The sequence below is a fragment of the Desulfitobacterium sp. THU1 genome, from assembly GCF_038181555.1.
GTDB lineage: Bacteria > Bacillota > Desulfitobacteriia > Desulfitobacteriales > Desulfitobacteriaceae > Desulfitobacterium.
The window spans coordinates 369,157-386,187 of sequence record NZ_JBBWUA010000001.1; the positions used below are offsets into that span (position 1 = coordinate 369,157).

Here is a 17,031-nt window from a genome sequence, read left to right on the forward strand (position 1 = left end):
AATTTATAGGTTTTATCGGTTAGGGCAGCCGCCGTCGTCCGAGGACTAGGCGCCGGCCAAGTTTTGTATAAGGGGCTTTAGATTGAATGAGTAAAATTGGTTTAACAACGACGGTGCCGGTCGAGGTCATTTATGCGGCTGGGGATACCCCGGTGGATCTGAATAATATATTTATCTCGGATACCGTAGAAGCCATGCGCCGGATTGAAGAAGCGGAGCTGGCAGGGTATCCAAGAAGTGTTTGTGGGTGGATTAAGGGCTTATATGCGACGGCTCTACAGAATCCAGAGATTAAGAAGATCGTGGCTGTAACCCAAGGTGATTGTAGTAATACTCATGCTTTGATGGAGACTTGGTCAGAGCATGGCATTGAGATTATTCCTTTTGCTTTTCCCTATGACCGAGATCGGGATATGCTTGTATTGCAGCTAGAGAAGTTAATAACAGCCTTGGGAACCTCATGGGATAAGGTACAGGAGCAAAAGCAGCGCTTGGATGAGGTGCGTAAGCTTGCTTGGGAGATTGACCGACTCACTTGGGAAGAGAATAAGGTCACAGGTTTTGAAAATCACCTTAATCTAGTCTCTTGTTCCGACTTTAATGGAGATCCGGAAGGGTTTGCCAAGGAGATGGTGCAGTTTGTTGCTGAGGCTAAGGAGCGGCAACCTTTCAGCAGCATGTTTAAAGGACGTAAGAAAAGAGAATTGCGCATCGGTTTTATGGGTGTTCCGCCCATCATGCCGGATCTTTATGATTTTTTAGAGGACCATGGAGCGAGGGTTGTTTTCAATGAAGTGCAAAGGCAATTTAGCATGCCCTTTGCCACGGAAGATATTGTGGAGCAATACCAACTCTATACCTACCCCTATAATGTATTTGGACGCATTGAGGACGTGGCGCGGGAAGCGGAAAGAAGGGAATTGGATGGTCTCATCCACTACACTCAGAGCTTCTGTTATCGTCAGATTGAAGATTTGATCGTGCGCAAACGGCTGGAATACCCTATTTTGAATCTGGAGGGTGAGAATCCCACTGGTTTGGATGCTCGAAGCAAGATGAGGTTGGAGTCTTTCTTGCAGATGCTGCGCGATTAGGGGATTTTGCTTTACAGGGTTCACTCGGTAAGCTGCGCGGACAAAACTAATCGCTTAAGCCCTTCGCTCCGTCGGGTGCCCGGCTAAATCGGCTCCTGCCTCGTAGCCGGTTGGAAACGTCCTGTTTCCACCCCGACTCCGCTGCGTGCTTTTCGCGAAGTTTTGTTTCCTGCTCGCTTAGAAGTCGTTCACCTCTGTAAAGCAAAATCCTAGAGTGCTTTGATTTATAATTGCTACTAGCTAAAGCTAGTAGATTGTGGTTAGTGGGTGCCGGCCAAGGCTAGTAGGTTATGGTTGGTGTTTGTGGTTAGTAGGTACCGACTAAAGCTAGTAGGTTATGGTAAAATGTAGAGTTAGTATATGCATTAGGTACCAAGCTACCAGCTAAAGCTTGTAGTTTAGTTGAGATTGGTTAGTAGTAAGAAGATATAGGAGTAATGTTTTATGGCTTTGGTATGTGGGATTGATTTGGGGAGTCGGAGTGTTAAGATTGCGGTGATGGAATGTGGTCTGGCGGGGGATATTCCGCAGGTTAGGCGTTTGGATCGGTTGGATACGATAAAGTTTTATCGGGAATATGGGCGGAAGGTTCAGGGGAAGCTAGTTGTTGATTTTGAGGCCTTGGGATTGCCTGAGGTAGATAGTATTGTCTCGACGGGGTATGGGCGTAATACTCTTGAGGTAGCTGGGGGGGAGACGATGCCTGAGTTAAAAGCCCATGTTAAGGGGGCGATGTTTCAGACGGGGTTGGAGAATTTTACGCTTGTGGATCTTGGCGGTCAGGATAGCAAGATCATTAAGGTTAAGAAGGGTCGGATGTTGGATTTTCAGACGAATGATAAATGTGCGGCTTCTTCGGGAAGATATCTGGAGAATATGGCCCATGTCTTAGGGATGTCCCTCGAGGAATTAGGGGAGCATGCGGTGGATCCTGTGATCTTGAACTCGACCTGTGCTGTGTTCGGGGAAAGCGAATTGATTGGTAAGATTGTGGAAGGGGAACCTTTGTCTCGTCTTGCCGCTGGAGTCAATGAGACTATTGTGAAGCGCATTCTGCCTCTTCTCCGTACGTATACCAGTGAAGTCATCGTGTTTACGGGGGGAGTAGCCCATAATAAAGCGATCCGGGAGCTCTTGGGAGAGGGAACGGGGAAAGAAATCGTCGTACCTAAGGAACCCCAATTTAATGGAGCCATCGGTTGTGCGGTGTATGGGTTTGAGGAGCTTGAGGAGAACGGGGAGTATGAGGAGTAGCGATGAGTATGAAGGTTTTGAGGCGAAAGGGGTGAAAATGAGCATGCCGAAGATAATTCATGTGGATGAAATCACCGCTGCGGTAGAGAAGCTTTGTATCGAAGCCAATTATGATCTGGGGGACGATATGATGCTTAAGTTCAAGGAATCTTTAGAAACGGAGGAGTCCCCTTTAGGCTGTGAAGTTTTTGAACGGTTGATTGAAAATGCCACCATAGCTCATGAAGAGCGGGTTCCTATGTGCCAGGATACAGGTATGGTCGTGATCTTTGTTGAAGTGGGTCAGGAGGTCATGGTCACGGGTGGGGCTATCGGGGTTGCCTTAAATGAAGGTGTCCGCCGAGGCTATGAAAAGGGCTATCTGCGCAAATCCATGGTGAAAGATCCCTTCGAACGTATAAATACCGGGGATAATACCCCGGCGATCATTCATTATGATATTGTGCCCGGTGATGAACTGAAGATTACGGTGGCACCCAAAGGAGCAGGTAGTGAGAATATGGGTGCTTTGAAAATGTGCAAGCCTTCCGAAGGCTTGGAAGGGGCTATACAGTTTGTAGTAGATACTGTGGAGCGGGCGGGTGGAAATCCTTGTCCGCCGATTATCGTCGGGGTGGGAATCGGTGGCACCATGGAAAAGGCCACTTATCTGGCCAAAAAGTCCCTCCTCCGCCAAGTGGGGGTGCCGAATCCGGAAAAGCGTTTGGCTGATATTGAGCAAGAAATGCTCAAACGGGTAAATAAATTAGGGATTGGCCCGCAAGGGTTTGGGGGATCGAATACAGCTTTAGGGGTTCATTTAGAGGTTTATCCCACCCATATTGCCTCCTTGCCGGTTGCAGTGAATATTCAATGTCATGCCGCTCGACATAAGGAAATTGTTATAAGGGGCAGACAGGAAGGTGCGGTATAAGATGGGGGAACAGATTCGCATAGAACTTCCTTTAACTCAGGACAAAGTGGCTGGACTTCACTCCGGAGACAGTGTCCTGCTGAGTGGCATAGTTTATACTGGCCGTGACGCAGCTCATAAGAAGATGGTGGAAGCCTTAGACCGAGGTGAAGAACTCCCCTTTGATGTCCGTGACCAAGTCATCTATTTTGTAGGACCGACTCCACCTAAACCAGGTCAGGTGATCGGTTCGGCGGGTCCGACGACCAGTGGTCGGATGGATGCTTATTCCCCTAAGCTGATTGAACGAGGATCGACGGGGATGATTGGCAAGGGCCTGCGTTCCCCAGAGGTCATAGCAACCATGAAAAAACATGGAGCGGTGTATTTCGGAGCCATCGGAGGATCCGGGGCACTGCTGGCTAAAAGGATTGTCTCTGCAGAAGTCATTGCCTATCCAGAACTGGGCACCGAAGCGATTCGTAAATTAGAGGTCAAGGATTTCCCTGTGATGGTGGTCATTGATAAGGATGGCAACGATTTATATGAGTCAGGCAAGGCTCAATATCGCAAAGAGTGAATCAAGGGGACAGGTTCGAGTTTTCATTTCTGAAAACTCGAACCTGTCCCCTTTGTCGTCTTGATTCCATTCGCAATTCTGCTGTTATACTTATGCTAAATCTTGCGGTTTGTAAAACTCACATTCTAGCTTTCTAAAATCCTTAGCATTCCAAGTTAATATCGGTAACCCTGAGCTTCTCGATTTTTCAGCTAAGTAAATATCTATGAAATCAACATTTACCCCTCGGAAACGAGCAAGGATACGTCGTATTAAACCTTCTTCATCAAGCTCAATTCCGTCAGCTTCAATAAAATCCTCAAAGACTTGCATTATCGTTTCCTTATCGAAGTTATATACTTTGTGTAAGACCCAATAGGCTTCTATTATAACAATGGAAAGCACGTGAAATACTATATCGCCCTGTTCCATAAGCTGAACTAATTGTTCGATCTGGTTGTCGTCATCCTTTGTAAATAAACGAATAAGAATGTTAGTATCTACTATCATTGTCTTATTCATCGTTTGACTCCTTCGATCTAGCTAAAATTTCTTTTGCCCGTTCCGCCCTAGCCAAATCGATGGCTTCATCTGCATCTACGTTAATAGTAGATTTCAATACTCCCATTACGCCGCGAATGGATTTCTTGGTTTTAGGTTGAACTTCAATGATTCGTTCATTTTCATCTAAGACAAAAGCCAGTCTGTCTCCTTCTTTAATGTTTAGAAGGGTTCTCAGCTCGACGGGAATAGTTAGTTGACCTTTACTGGTTAACTTTCCAGAGAGAAGTTGCTTTGCCATAATAATGAACCTCCATTCTAAGGTATTACTTAAATTATAAGTAATACTTTAGAAGAAGTCAAGTTTTACTATTCGACTACATAGATGAAGATTTTGCAGGGATATGAGTGCTCTTTTTGCTTGAGGTGCCTTGGTTAGTGTTTCCTTTAGGCTGGATTTCTTCATCTTGGGTCTGGAGCTTTTTATACCAAAGACTATGACGATGCTTTACATAGTCGTGGTCGATATAACCGGTGAACATTCCCGGCAATAGGGCGCGATTTTCCTTGATGAGAAAGGCTGCAAGGTGGCCAATAATGCCGAGGATGAGCAATACGGTGCCGATGTTATGAAACATTGTATTCCAAAAGAGAAGTGAATTCGAAAGCTCTACCCCGGGAACATTCTTATACATTTTGATTAACCCGGTAAGAATGAGTAAAAGTACATTACCGCCAATAAAAAGATAAGCTAGACGTTGTTCGGCAAGGTATTTATCAGAGGGGGGTTCTTTGCCTTTAGTAAACATGGCCTTGATAATCAGGTAGGATTCCTTTAGATCACCGCGACGAGGGAAGATATCAAATTCCTTGCGAATAAAGGCATTAACAATATGGTAGAAGGCGATAAAGATGAGGAGAACAGCGGCCAAGTAATGGAGGCCGACCGTAATAAAATAATCACCTAGCCATTCTGCCCCGGGTAACTTCGTGACATTATAGCGATTATAGAGGGGCATTTGACCGAGGCCGGTGAGAATCAACAAGAAGATGGAGAGGGCTGTTGACCAATGAACAAAGCGATTGATAAGACTTTGGCGTAGGACTTTCCCTCCCTTGTGCTTAATTTTCGTGGTTGTCATAATCTTCTTCCTCCTCTCGCGGATTAACAGGGGATGAGGTGAGGTCTTTGACCGGATTACCCTTGAGGGTCCGATAAGCGGTTATGCCTGCCGCAGCGGCACCGGCAAAGGGGGCGATGAGAGCGCTATGGAATACTCCTTTTTCGCTTTTGAGATAATTATCGACCTTCACCGGCATGCCCGGCCGCCCGGGAGAAGTGTCATGTTTTTCTTTTTTATCGGCCTTGATAGCTTTATCGATTTTGTCAAAGGGGACGGTGGAAAGGTAAAGAGTCGCAGTACCGCCGTTTTCCTTGTCGCCATATACATAACCACCTATTTCTTGAGCCTTTTTGTGGGCCTGAGCTTTTATTTCCTCACGAGGACCGATAGATAGTGCTCCTTGGGGACAGGCTTGGACGCAAGCGGGTTGCTCTCCCACTGCAAGAAGGTCGCTACAGAGATCACATTTATACATCACCCCACCGCCGGCTAAATCGGGGGCGATCTGCATATAAAGACCAACACCTGCTTGGCGTTGGGGGATACCCCAGGGACAGACATCCCGGCATTTTGCTCCTCCGAAGCAAATTTCATCATCGATGGAGACAGCGCCAGTGTTCTCCTTACTAATCGCACTAAAAGGACAGAGCTTAAGACAGGTGGGGTTATCACAATGCATGCAGCGTCTGGGAACATGGACTTCATGTTCGAAGCCATCGTGCTCGACCTTGACTTGGTCGACAAAAGTCCAATTGTAGGGTGTAAGGCGGGAGGTAAGGTCTCTTTTGTCGGACCAATCCTCTACCTTTTTTTGTGGCCAATACATTTTAAGTGGCTTCTGGGGCTCGGGGAAGCGACTTTGATTGTGCTGACGACAGGCAGTCGCGCAAAGAGGGGTGGGTTTGCCTTTACAGCCATCACATAAGGTTAGATCGATTAGGGTTCCCAGTTTTTCATTATTCAATTCAGAAGCTTGAACGGAAGTGCTTAATCCGGTTGCGGCGAGAGCACCCAGTAAGCCGGCGGCTGAAGTGCGCTTGAGAAAGGCACGTCGGGAAATCTTGTTGTTCATACGGATACCCCCTATAGGTATAATGCTATGATTACTTTTTTATCATACCTGTAGAGAAATTGCAAGAGAAACTTTTATTACTTTGGTCAGTGCTTTATTTGCATAAAACTTAAACATATCAAATTTCGTCGCGACAGTAAAACTTTATATTCGACATATTTATCTCTAACCAATTCCGCATAAACGTATTAAAATGAACAGAGTAGACGAAAAACTTCGGGAATCAACATAAAAAGTCATAAATCCAAATAATCAACCATAGGTGTACATCAGCTGAAGATGGTTTTCATTTCTTCAATACGATAGAAAATGGTATTTACAAAAGAGGTGTTCAACTTTGTGGTGTCAAACAATTCTTGATCATGTGGATGGTGGTGTAATCCGGGTCAAAGACGGACTAGTTACGTCTTGGAATAAAGGGGCAGAGAAAATCTATAAGTATTCCGAGGAAGAAATGCTGGGTAAAGAAGTTGATCTTATTGTCTGCCCAGAGTGGAAGGAGCAGCTGCATGATTGTTTACTGCAGATTCCTTTCGAGGATGTACCTTCCTGGGAAATGAAGCATATTGGGAAGACAGGTAAGTTAATTTATGCTTGGGTTACTCTAGTCCCTAATTTTAATAGCAAAAAAGACCTCGAAAGCATCATTTTCGTGATAAAAGATATTACTAAGCAAAAGATAATCAGCGAAAAAATGCAGCGGTTGGAAGAGCTAAACATGATAGGGCAGTTAGCGGCTAGTCTAAGCCATGAAATCAGCTATCCGATGAGTGCCGTCGAAGGATTTTTGCTGACGTTGAGCGAGAAGAATGAATTGTGCCGCTACACAGATATTCTGGATATGATGATTTCTGAGATTGGCCGAGTGGACTCCATGATGAGCGAATTTCTCGCTTTTGGTCGCTTGAATGGTGGCGGTCGCCCTCTTTGCAACCTCAATAAGGTTGTTCGCGGGGTTTTGCCTTTGCTACAAGCTCACGCCGGTGAGTTAAATAGGGTGGTATCAGTGGAGTTGACAGAGGTCCCTGAGATCGAGCTCAATGAGAAAGAAATTCGGCAGATCATCCTAAATTTAGTGCGAAACAGCCTAGAGACTGTGCCTGAGGGAGGCATGGTAGCCCTGCGCACCTCCTACGAAGGTGGGAAAGTCGTCTTAGCTATTCAAGATCAGGGAGAAGGTGTTCCCGCTCACATACTCGAGCAATTAGGTGCGCCCTTTATGACCACCAAGGCAAAGGGGACAGGTCTTGGACTTTCTGTGTGTTTGCATATTATCGCCAAACATTGCGGAGAGGTTGACGTTCAAACCTGTGATAATGGAACAACCTTCTATGTGAAGTTTCCTTGTGAATTTTAGAGATTTTTGTCTATATTTACATTTGTTCACCAAAAATTCACACTTTCTTAAGAGGAACTTAAGAATTGTCTGCTATACTTTATGTTATAACGCTATATGGGTAGATATACTGGACTTGGGAGTTCAGTATGAGAGGAGTTGGCTGCTTTGAGCGTGTGCCCAATGTGTAATTCAAGAGAGACTGGCAAGATCAACCGTGGTAGATACTTTTGCGGAGAATGTTGCCATGAGTGGACCGTGGAAAATGAAGGTAGTATTACGGTATATAGAATCACTAGTGATGGGACCATCGTGCGCCTGCGCCCCAAGACGAACATAACCGTAGAGCTTTCTACAACCGCTTGCTGATATAATGGATATACTTATTATGGAAGCAATTAATGGAAGAAAAGATTTGTAAAAATTCCTGTAGGTTAGATATCCTGCAGGAATTTTGTTATTTTGAAAGAAGTAATAATAAGTAATAAATATAAGAAGTTTTGTGAGCAATGCAAATATTTGATGAAAAGAGGCAAAAAAGAATGGCGAATCTCCACCAATTCGACATAAGTGAATCCATAAAGCTTTTAAGATTAGAACAGGACCAGTTGAATCTCTTAAAAGATTTTAAGCCTATTATGGAGAGGGATGTCGACCAGATCGTCGACGAATTTTACGCTCATATTATGAAGCTTCCGCGACTCAGTGGGATTATAAGTGAGTTTTCATCTGTAGAACGACTTAGAGGTTTGCAAAGAAATTATTTGCTATCCATTTTCCCGGATACAATCACTGAAGAGTATATTAATGGGCGGATTAAAATCGGCAATACTCATAAGCGCATCAATTTACCACCTTTTGTTTACTTGAGTTCTTATCAAACCTTTTTTGATTTGATTTTGCCGAGAATTTTTGCTTATTACCGCAAGAAACCAGATCACGCGATGCGGTTAAGTTTGGCTGTCCTGCGCATTTTTAGTTTTGACCAACAGGTGGTTATGGCTAGCTACATACAGTCCTATATGGCTGAAATCGATAAAAAGGATGATTTGGAGAAGGCCTATAGGGAGATCGATCATCTCCAACGCCGAGTCAGTGAAGCCAGTCAAGCCCTAGCGGCTACCTCGGAACAAACAGCAGCGTCGGCGGCTCAGATGCATGAAGCTACTGAGCAAATCTCACATAATGCCGGCGATGCCGCAGAGTTCTCCCGTCAGGTGGACAGTCTGGCTCAGGAAGGAGCTCAGAAGATTCAACAGATCTCAGAGCGAATTCTTGGGTTGGCGGGCATGTCCGAAAAGATGCAGGAAAAGATGACGGAGCTTGATCACAGCTCTGCTCGAATTGCCAATATTACTGATGTAATCAAAGAGATTGCTGCGCAGACCAATCTTCTGGCACTGAACGCGGCTATTGAAGCGGCGCGGGCCGGTGAATCCGGAAGGGGCTTTGGCGTAGTTGCCGAAGAAGTGAAGAAGCTTGCCAATAACTCAGAGCAATCCGTTAAGGAGATTAGTTCGATGATTGCTTTGACTCGGCAAAATACTACCGCAGTGAGCAAGGTTATTGAAGATACCACAAAGGCTATGCATGAAGCGGCAGCCGAAGCTCATGAGGTGGTCGATCGCTTTGGGGATATTATGTCGGCTATTCAATCCAGTATTCAACAAGTTCGCGAGATCGCTTCGCAAATTGATGCCTTGACTATGACGGCTGGACAAATCGGGGCGGCTTCCGAGGATGTGGCTAATTCAGCTACTTCCTTAGCTCACATGGGTTTAAGAGAATAATGAATGGATTCTATGAATTAAGCATTAACCCATCGAAAAGAGTGATATTGTGAGGTCAGAGGCTTTATACATCCGCAGAATGTGGAACTTCTCTAAAGCGCTAGATCTTGCCCTGGTGGATGAAGAGATCGTAATTGAGAAGGATATTCCCATTGGTATGCGTCATGGGGAAAGAGTTGGATACATATGCTTAAGAATTGGTATAGCCATGGGAATGTCTCATCAGGAGTTGGTCCGCCTTCTTATCGCTGGATTGATGCATGATATCGGTGCCGTAGGAGGGTTTCACAAGTTTCATGGAACACCTTATTGGATGAAGGATCATACTCTTCTGGGGGCTGAGATAATCAAGGGTTTTCCGGAGGGTGAGATTTTATCCGAGGCTATTCTTCATCATCATGAGGCACCCTATCCCAATTATTCTGCTTTGAAGGTTGATCCATCCCAAGTGAGCCTTACGGCAAAGATCATATCGTTCGCCGATAAGGTGGATGTGAATCTCTCGCGTAAAGTACTTGACCAGGAAGAACGGGGAAAACTAATCCACTGGGTTAAGGAACATGAAGGAAAAACTCTTTTCCAGGAGGTAGTCCCTGCCTTTTTAAAGTTAGCAATGACAGAAGCCTTTTGGCTGGATTTGGAGCACGATAATCTGCTGCAGGTTTCTATGGATCTTCTTTTTTATAAATGGGACGCTTTTTCCACTCTCAGAATTGATGATAAGACGACACACATCTTGGCGAAAACCTTTGCGAAATTAATAGACCAAAAGAGCGCTTTTACTGCTTGTCATTCTCAAGATGTGGCGGCTAACGTCGAAAGATTAGCTATCGGGATAGGCTGGGATAAAAAAGCCTGTAGAGCGATTAAGATCGCCGGTTTGGTACATGATTTGGGCAAGCTTTCAGTTCCCAAGAGAATTCTCGATAAGCCGGGACCTCTAGATCCTCATGAGGTCGAGGTGATTCGGACCCATACCTATTACACTTATCATCTACTAGCAGGGGCTGGTTTTCCCCGACATGTGATTCAATGGGCAGCTTTCCATCATGAGCGTTTGGATGGACAAGGGTATCCCTTTGGTATCTCTGAGGAGAAACTAGACACAGGGGCACGGTTGATGACCATAGCCGATATGTTTACAGCCTTGACGGAGGACCGGCCGTATCGGGAGGCGCTCAGTGCTGAGAAAGCCCTCGAAATTATCGGGCGAGGTGTAGGAACCACCGTGGATCCCAATCTAATGGAACGGGCGCGTAGGATTTTGCTCGCCTGATATTGCATGATAAGACAAAGGACAAGGAACCTTTGTCTTTTTGATTGTCTTATTGTTTATGAGGCACAATTGTTATTTTTGTATTTGCGGGTTATGATACTCACTAAGGAAGACTGGTACAGATTCTTTTGAAGAAGGTGTCGCGATGTTTTATTCTTTTGAGTTGGAGCAGTTTCTAGGAGATTTGTTACCCGAGCGGGAGCCATTATTCTTAGAGATGGAGGAGCAGGCTCTTAAGGAGACTATCCCGGTTGTTACCCCCCCTGTGGGGAATTTTTTGTCTTGGCTGGTTAAGGTCAGTGGTGCATCACGGATTCTAGAGGTAGGAACAGCTATCGGTTACTCAACCCTGTGGTTAGCTAAGGGATTGGAGAATCGTGAGGGGAAGATAACGACCATCGATATGAATGTAGATCGAGGGACTCGAGCCATAGAGTATTTTAAGCGCGGTGGTGTAGAGGATAAGATTCAGGTTCTCCTAGGGGATGCACGCAAGCTATTGCCGGATTTCCAGCCGGGTGGATTTGATTTTGTGTTCGTGGATGCGGCTAAAGGAGAGTATCTGGATTATCTGGAATTGGTCACCCCTTTGGTCGATGCGGGGGGAATTCTCGTCGTTGATAATGTGCTCTTTCGTGGGTGGGTGGTGCCGGGTGCTGAATATGCGCCTAAGTATGAGCGAATGGTCAGTCATCTACGAGAGTTTTTAAGTCGACTGAATCAGAACCCCGAATTTCAAACCAGTGTTCTTCCCTTGGGGGATGGGTTAGCGATAAGTTTGAGAATGGACTTTTCAAATTGACTTTTCCTGTCTACAATAGAGGTAGTATGGATGAGCTATAGGTCATGGGCCATAAGTCATAAGTCATAAGTCATAAGTCATAAGTAAATTATTATTGAAAAGAGGACTGAAACATGAAACGATTCGATGGTCGCGAGGCCTCTGAGCTTAGATCTGTAAAAATAACGCGTGGGTACACACATATTCCTGAAGGGTCAGTTCTTATCGAGGTGGGCTTGACCCGAGTCATCTGTACCGCTACGGTAGAGGAAAAGGTACCTCCTTTTAAAAAGGGTACCGGAGTCGGTTGGGTTACAGCTGAGTATTCTATGCTACCTCGAGCGACTCAAACCCGCAACCAGCGCGAAGCCAGCAAGGGTAAGCTGACGGGTAGAACCATGGAGATTCAGCGTTTGATAGGGAGAGCTCTGCGTTCCGTTGTCGATCTCAAAAAGCTCGGAGAACGGACCATTTGGCTGGACTGTGATGTCATTCAAGCTGATGGAGGGACTCGTACAGCTTCGATTACCGGAGCTTATGTGGCTTTAGTTGATGCAGTGAATTATCTTTTGGCCAAAGGTTTATTAAAAGAGAACCCAATCATTGATTCCTTAGCTGCTGTTTCTGTAGGGAAGGTCGACGGTGTGGCTCTTCTAGACCTTGCATATGAAGAGGACTCTAAAGCTGAAGTAGATATGAATGTGGTGATGACCGGTCAAGGGAAATTTGTAGAGATACAAGGTACTGCTGAAGATATTCCCTTTGGTCGGGAAGAGTTAAATCAGTTTTTAGAGCTAGCGGAGAAGGGAATACGCGAGCTTATCAGTGAGCAAAAGGTGGCTCTTCAAATATTGTAGGATGTTGATGTCAATTGAGTGACGATTAGTGTGATTGAAAGCAGGTTGGTTATGAAGGTTTTGTTAGCAACAAAAAATCTCGGTAAAGTAAAAGAGCTTCAGGATCTTCTTTCAGGAGAAGATATTGAGGTAATTTCTTTAGAGGACCTTGATGCCTGGGAAGAGGTTGAAGAAACAGGAGTGACCTTTGCCGAAAATGCGTCTGTGAAGGCGAGAATTGCGGCTGAGCGAACAGGGCTAATCTCAATCGCGGATGATTCAGGCCTAGAGGTGGATGCTCTAAATGGGGCGCCTGGGGTATATTCTGCACGCTATGCAGGGGAACCTACCGATGATGAAAAAAACAATGATAAGTTATTGAAGGAACTGGAAGGGGTACCGGAAGCACAACGCACTGGGCGCTTTTGGTGTGCTTTAGTCATTGCTACTCCCACTGGGGAAGAATTCTTAACTGAGGGGACAGTAGAAGGTCGGATTTTAAATGAGCGCCGCGGCAAAGAGGGATTTGGTTATGATCCTTTATTCTATTTGCCGGATTTTGGACGAACCATGGCTCAACTGAATTTGTGCCAAAAAAATAAAATTAGTCATCGAGCACAGGCTTTGTTAAAGGCAATTCCGATTTTAAAGGAAATTGCGCAAAGACATACGACCCGCTAAAGAAAACTTTTAAAAGTGCTTGACTATAGTAATCGAATCAGATAGAATAATCATTGTCACGAAAACGGGGTATAGCGCAGTTTGGTAGCGCGCCTGCCTTGGGAGCAGGAGGCCGGGGGTTCAAATCCCTCTGCCCCGACCAATTTTCAGTGTTCGAGCTCCCTTTATTGGGCGCCTGTAGCTCAGTCGGATAGAGCATCTGCCTTCTAAGCAGGTTGTCGGGAGTTCGAATCTCTCCAGGCGCACCATTTAAACTTTAACGTGGTGGTTGTGGCGAAGTGGTTAACGCACCGGATTGTGGCTCCGGCATTCGGGGGTTCAAGTCCCCTCATCCACCCCATATGAAAGTAGAAGCCGTGCAGCGCACGGTTTTTTTTATATGAAAAGGATGAGCGGACTTGTGCCACATCCACACCATATTAAAGTAAAAGCTGTGCAGCGCACGGCTTTTTCCTGTATTGTCAGAAAAACTTGGAATTCATGACTTGACTTAAGTTTTTAAAAAAGTCATACTAGTCAATAAGTGAGTAAGCGAAACAGAGTTTCGATTGATGAAACTATTATACCTGATTGGAGGATTTTTAAGTGGCAGAAAAATATGTTCAAACATTGGAGCGTTCTTTGGATATTTTAGAAGTTCTTGCACATACTGAAGAACCATTAGGAGTAACGGAAATAGGGAACCGGATTAGTCTACACAAAAGCACTGTACATCGAATCCTGCAAACCTTATGCTATCGAGGTTATGTAGAAAAGGAGAAGAACAGTGAGCGTTATAAGCTCGGAATCAAAATTGTGGAGTTGGGCATTCGGTTCTTCAATGATCTCGAAATCCGCAAGGTGGCGGGACCTGTTTTAGAAGATTTGGCTAAGTCGCTTGATGAAGTGGTCCATTTAGTGCTTCATGATGACGGTGAAGTCGTCTATATTGATAAAAGGGAAAGCTCACACGTAGTAAGTATGCGTTCTAAGGTTGGTCGTCGCGCACCTATGCACTGTACCGCGGTCGGGAAGGCTCTTCTTTCTACTATGTCTGATGAGGAAGTCATTAGAATTCTCGAGAGCAAAGGAATGCCTGGCTTTACCCCGCATACTTTGGTCGAACCGGCAGAGCTTATCAAGAATTTAGAGGAAATCCGTCGAACCCAAATTTCTGTGGAGTATGAAGAGAACGAGATAGGTATTATCTGTTTGGGTACTCCCATTTATGATTTCTCTGGACGGGCGATTGGAGCTATCAGCGTATCCGGACCAGCTGCTCGCATGAGGGAAAAAGGAATTGAATCGATTGGTCAAGAAATGAAGAAGAGCGGCGAGATTATTTCAGCAAACTTAGGATATACCTATTTCCGAGGTTAGGGAATTTAGGTTATGCTAAAAATGGAAGTATGAAAATAATAATTTTTTGAAAATTCCCTATTGACCTTATCGAAAAGAGATGGTATTATAGCTTCAAGAAACATTGAAACGCTGTATCAAATAGTGAAACAACATCTAATTGATGCGTTGCGTTTGCCAGCTTCACAATGGTATCTCCTGTTTCTTCTCTATCTTTCTTTCTCTTTTCTTTTTTTTAAAGCAACTGTGAAACGATGTTTCACAATATGAGACAATCCAAGTCTAGACCTTAAGGAGTGTGACAGAATGAATGCAATGAGATTAACTGTACCAAGCTACAATCCAGTAAAACAATGCCAAGGTTGTTCCCAACAAGACGAGAATAAGGTAGCGGCACAGATTCTGTCCTATCAGCTTGCTCATCTTTTTCTGAAGCGCTATTCGGGGACTTGGCAGATTAAAAAGGATGAAATCCTCCTGAAATTAGAGAGTTTCGAGCAACCCCTACAGTTTGAATTAAATACTGGAACGATAAGGTATAAGACTTTAAGAGCATCGCTTATCTCTCGCTATTCAGTAGAAAAAGGCTTAAGTTGTTTGGCTGACGACATTGCCCAGGACTTTGCCTTCCCTATGAGCTCTGCTGAGACTAAGGATGATTTGTTTGGGCTGTTTGTAAAGTTAATTGAAATTTACCATGCTCGTTGTGGACTGAAGATAGTTCAGTGCGAAAAGGGTAATAATCTGTTGGGATGGGAACTGATCCTCGGCGACGAGAAACTTCGTGGTTGGATTAGCTCAGAGTTTGTCGCTGAAAATCGCTTTGGTGAGCGGATGAACATTCTTGAGTGGTTTAAATTACGCCCTGAAAAAATGGCAGGCTACGTTTTTGGTTTTCAACGATTCTGTGAGAATTATCCAACTCCTGTGATAACCATTAAATAACATAATAATTTGCAAAGCATCAAAACGAGACAGGGATTTCCCTGTCTCGTTTTGATGCTTTATACACGAAATTCCGTGCAATTAATACATATTACCTTAAAATGGTACAAATCATCAAGGTAATGTTAAAAGGATGCAAAGTTCTGTAGTATATTGAAATAATTAAATAAACATTTTCACAATGGGTTGAAAGAAAATATAGATGAGTTATAATAGTCTCAGTAACTTGAATTGTTACGCAATTTAATTTATTTGCATCGGTGGTCTGACCATCTAACAGTGAAGGGGGAAGTTAAAGTGGGGGTTTTAGCAGAAAAGTATGAAATGCTAAACACGTGTAACAGATGTGGTTTCTGTCATACTGCTTGTAAGACATACAAAGTTGACGGAGCTGAGCCTATGGTTTCACGGGGAAGAATCCAATTAATCAAAGCGGTGGTTGATGGTAAAATTGAGCCTGACGCGGATTATGAGGATGCTATCAATAGCTGCTTGCTTTGTGGAGAGTGTGCTGTTGCTTGTCCCAGTGGAGTTAGTGCTAAAGAATTGGTCATGGCAGCTCGTCGTGATCTGAAGCTCAGAAAAGGGGTTAAACCTTTCGTTAAGTCTTATGCGCTTAATACCTTGGCTAACCCACATAAACTTGAACGAGCATTTAAGCTCTTTGGTGGGCTTGGCAAGAATGTCCTTAAGAAAGTCGACGGTATGGATTATTTCCGTGGTGTCGATATCAAAGGGATGAATGTAGCTCGCGTCCCATTCCTTAATCAAGTACCGGAAAGAATTCTTGTAGCACAACCTAAGCATAAAGTTGCTTTTTATGTAGGCTGCTTCTTAAATTTTTCACTTGATGATACAGCTAATTCTGTTGTTAAAGTTTTGACCAAAAATGACTGTGAAGTCATTATCCCCAAAGATCAAGTATGTTGTGGCTTGCCTCAATACGCTTATGGCGATTTCGAGACGGCTAAAGTGAATGCGCGTAAGACCATTGATACTTTTATGGCCAAAGACGTTGAAGCCATCATTACAGCTTGCGGTTCATGTGCTGCGATGCTGAAAGAAGATTACCTTAAACTCTTTGCTGATGATGCTGCTTATCTACCAAAGGTAAAAACATTCTGTGCCAAGGTAAAAGAGTTCTCCGAATATATGGCTGAAATCGGTGTCGATGAAAGTAAATTCCATAACTCTGCCCCGGTCAAGGTAACTTACCACGATCCATGTCATATGGTTCGCGGCATCAAAGTTAAAGCACAACCACGCCAGATGTTAAAGAGCCTGCCGAGAGTTGAATATATAGAAATGTTCGAAGCCGATCGTTGTTGTGGAGCTTCGGGACTGGTCCAAGCCTTCTATCATGAAATGGCTACCAATATTACACGTCAAAAGGCCAAGAACATTCAAGACAGCGGTGCTGAAATCGTAGCTACCAGCTGCCCTGCTTGCATTATGAGATTGCAAGGTGGAATCAATATGGCCGGTGGAAAGCAAAAGGTAATGCATGTAGCTGATTTGATGGCAAAATCATACGAAGACTAGATTCTGGAGA

18 protein-coding genes and 3 tRNA genes are annotated in these 17,031 nt (G+C 44.4%); 17 read left to right on the forward strand and 4 right to left on the reverse strand.

All coding sequences use genetic code 11. The annotated features are described in order from the left end of the window. The first annotated feature begins 86 nt into the window (after positions 1-86). The 4 genes from AAC978_RS01700 (at position 87) to AAC978_RS01715 (ending at position 3,820) form a co-directional block, all read left to right on the forward strand. Positions 87-1,094, forward strand: coding sequence for a 2-hydroxyacyl-CoA dehydratase family protein (locus tag AAC978_RS01700; protein ID WP_341546228.1), 1,008 nt, complete (start codon positions 87-89; stop codon positions 1,092-1,094). A gap of 444 nt (positions 1,095-1,538) precedes the next feature. Beyond that, positions 1,539-2,348 (forward strand): acyl-CoA dehydratase activase, encoded by an 810-nt coding sequence (locus tag AAC978_RS01705; RefSeq protein ID WP_341546229.1) that lies wholly within the window; start codon positions 1,539-1,541, stop codon positions 2,346-2,348. Positions 2,349-2,391: 43 nt separating this feature from the next. Next, positions 2,392-3,261, forward strand: coding sequence for a fumarate hydratase (locus tag AAC978_RS01710; RefSeq protein ID WP_341546348.1), 870 nt, complete (start codon positions 2,392-2,394; stop codon positions 3,259-3,261). 1 nt (position 3,262) lies between these two features. Further along, positions 3,263-3,820 (forward strand): Fe-S-containing hydro-lyase, encoded by a 558-nt coding sequence (locus AAC978_RS01715; RefSeq protein WP_341546349.1) that lies wholly within the window; start codon positions 3,263-3,265, stop codon positions 3,818-3,820. Between the two features lie 90 nt (positions 3,821-3,910). On the opposite strand, the gene AAC978_RS01720 is transcribed toward AAC978_RS01715, so the two are convergent. The 4 genes from AAC978_RS01720 to AAC978_RS01735 all read right to left on the reverse strand — a co-directional run bounded on the left by AAC978_RS01720 (position 3,911) and on the right by AAC978_RS01735 (position 6,496). Next, the gene (locus tag AAC978_RS01720; RefSeq protein WP_341546230.1) at positions 3,911-4,321 is read right to left on the reverse strand and encodes a PIN domain-containing protein; all 411 of its coding nucleotides are present in this window, start codon (positions 4,319-4,321) and stop codon (positions 3,911-3,913) included. Then, on the reverse strand, positions 4,314-4,601 hold the full coding sequence (locus AAC978_RS01725; RefSeq protein ID WP_341546231.1) for an AbrB/MazE/SpoVT family DNA-binding domain-containing protein: 288 nt from the start codon (positions 4,599-4,601) through the stop codon (positions 4,314-4,316). Before AAC978_RS01725 ends, AAC978_RS01720 begins: the two co-directional genes overlap by 8 nt. A gap of 76 nt (positions 4,602-4,677) precedes the next feature. After that, on the reverse strand, positions 4,678-5,442 hold the full coding sequence (locus tag AAC978_RS01730; protein WP_341546232.1) for a formate dehydrogenase subunit gamma: 765 nt from the start codon (positions 5,440-5,442) through the stop codon (positions 4,678-4,680). Then, positions 5,423-6,496 (reverse strand): 4Fe-4S dicluster domain-containing protein, encoded by a 1,074-nt coding sequence (locus tag AAC978_RS01735; protein ID WP_341546233.1) that lies wholly within the window; start codon positions 6,494-6,496, stop codon positions 5,423-5,425. The genes AAC978_RS01730 and AAC978_RS01735 overlap by 20 nt, the downstream gene beginning before the upstream one ends. 337 nt (positions 6,497-6,833) lie before the next feature. On the opposite strand from AAC978_RS01735, the gene AAC978_RS01740 reads away from it, so the two are divergent. From AAC978_RS01740 to AAC978_RS01800, 13 genes are all read left to right on the forward strand, one after another. Beyond that, a complete protein-coding gene (locus AAC978_RS01740) occupies positions 6,834-7,853 on the forward strand; it encodes a two-component system sensor histidine kinase NtrB (protein WP_341546234.1) in 1,020 nt (339 codons plus the stop codon). A 153-nt stretch (positions 7,854-8,006) separates the two neighbouring features. Then, positions 8,007-8,201 (forward strand): hypothetical protein, encoded by a 195-nt coding sequence (locus AAC978_RS01745; protein WP_445900272.1) that lies wholly within the window; start codon positions 8,007-8,009, stop codon positions 8,199-8,201. Between the two features lie 173 nt (positions 8,202-8,374). Further along, positions 8,375-9,622: a globin-coupled sensor protein gene (locus tag AAC978_RS01750; protein WP_341546236.1), complete on the forward strand. Its 1,248-nt coding sequence runs from the start codon at positions 8,375-8,377 to the stop codon at positions 9,620-9,622. A gap of 49 nt (positions 9,623-9,671) precedes the next feature. Continuing rightward, positions 9,672-10,898, forward strand: a complete 1,227-nt coding sequence (locus AAC978_RS01755) for an HD domain-containing phosphohydrolase (protein WP_341546237.1) — start codon at positions 9,672-9,674, stop codon at positions 10,896-10,898. Between the two features lie 145 nt (positions 10,899-11,043). Then, a complete protein-coding gene (locus AAC978_RS01760; RefSeq protein WP_341546238.1) occupies positions 11,044-11,700 on the forward strand; it encodes an O-methyltransferase in 657 nt (218 codons plus the stop codon). 113 nt (positions 11,701-11,813) lie between these two features. Further along, positions 11,814-12,536, forward strand: coding sequence for a ribonuclease PH (rph, locus tag AAC978_RS01765; protein ID WP_341546239.1), 723 nt, complete (start codon positions 11,814-11,816; stop codon positions 12,534-12,536). 51 nt (positions 12,537-12,587) lie between these two features. Continuing rightward, positions 12,588-13,196: an XTP/dITP diphosphatase gene (locus AAC978_RS01770; protein ID WP_341546240.1), complete on the forward strand. Its 609-nt coding sequence runs from the start codon at positions 12,588-12,590 to the stop codon at positions 13,194-13,196. A 65-nt stretch (positions 13,197-13,261) separates the two neighbouring features. Then, positions 13,262-13,338, forward strand: a tRNA-Pro gene (locus AAC978_RS01775). 29 nt (positions 13,339-13,367) lie between these two features. Continuing rightward, positions 13,368-13,444: transfer RNA gene (locus tag AAC978_RS01780), tRNA-Arg, on the forward strand. Positions 13,445-13,460: 16 nt separating this feature from the next. Beyond that, a tRNA-His gene (locus AAC978_RS01785) sits at positions 13,461-13,536 on the forward strand. Positions 13,537-13,781: 245 nt separating this feature from the next. After that, complete coding sequence (locus AAC978_RS01790; RefSeq protein WP_341546241.1) at positions 13,782-14,555, forward strand: IclR family transcriptional regulator; 774 nt, start codon at positions 13,782-13,784, stop codon at positions 14,553-14,555. 285 nt (positions 14,556-14,840) lie between these two features. Next, positions 14,841-15,479: a hypothetical protein gene (locus AAC978_RS01795; RefSeq protein WP_341546242.1), complete on the forward strand. Its 639-nt coding sequence runs from the start codon at positions 14,841-14,843 to the stop codon at positions 15,477-15,479. A gap of 297 nt (positions 15,480-15,776) precedes the next feature. Further along, positions 15,777-17,021 (forward strand): (Fe-S)-binding protein, encoded by a 1,245-nt coding sequence (locus AAC978_RS01800; RefSeq protein WP_341546243.1) that lies wholly within the window; start codon positions 15,777-15,779, stop codon positions 17,019-17,021. Positions 17,022-17,031: the final 10 nt, after the last annotated feature.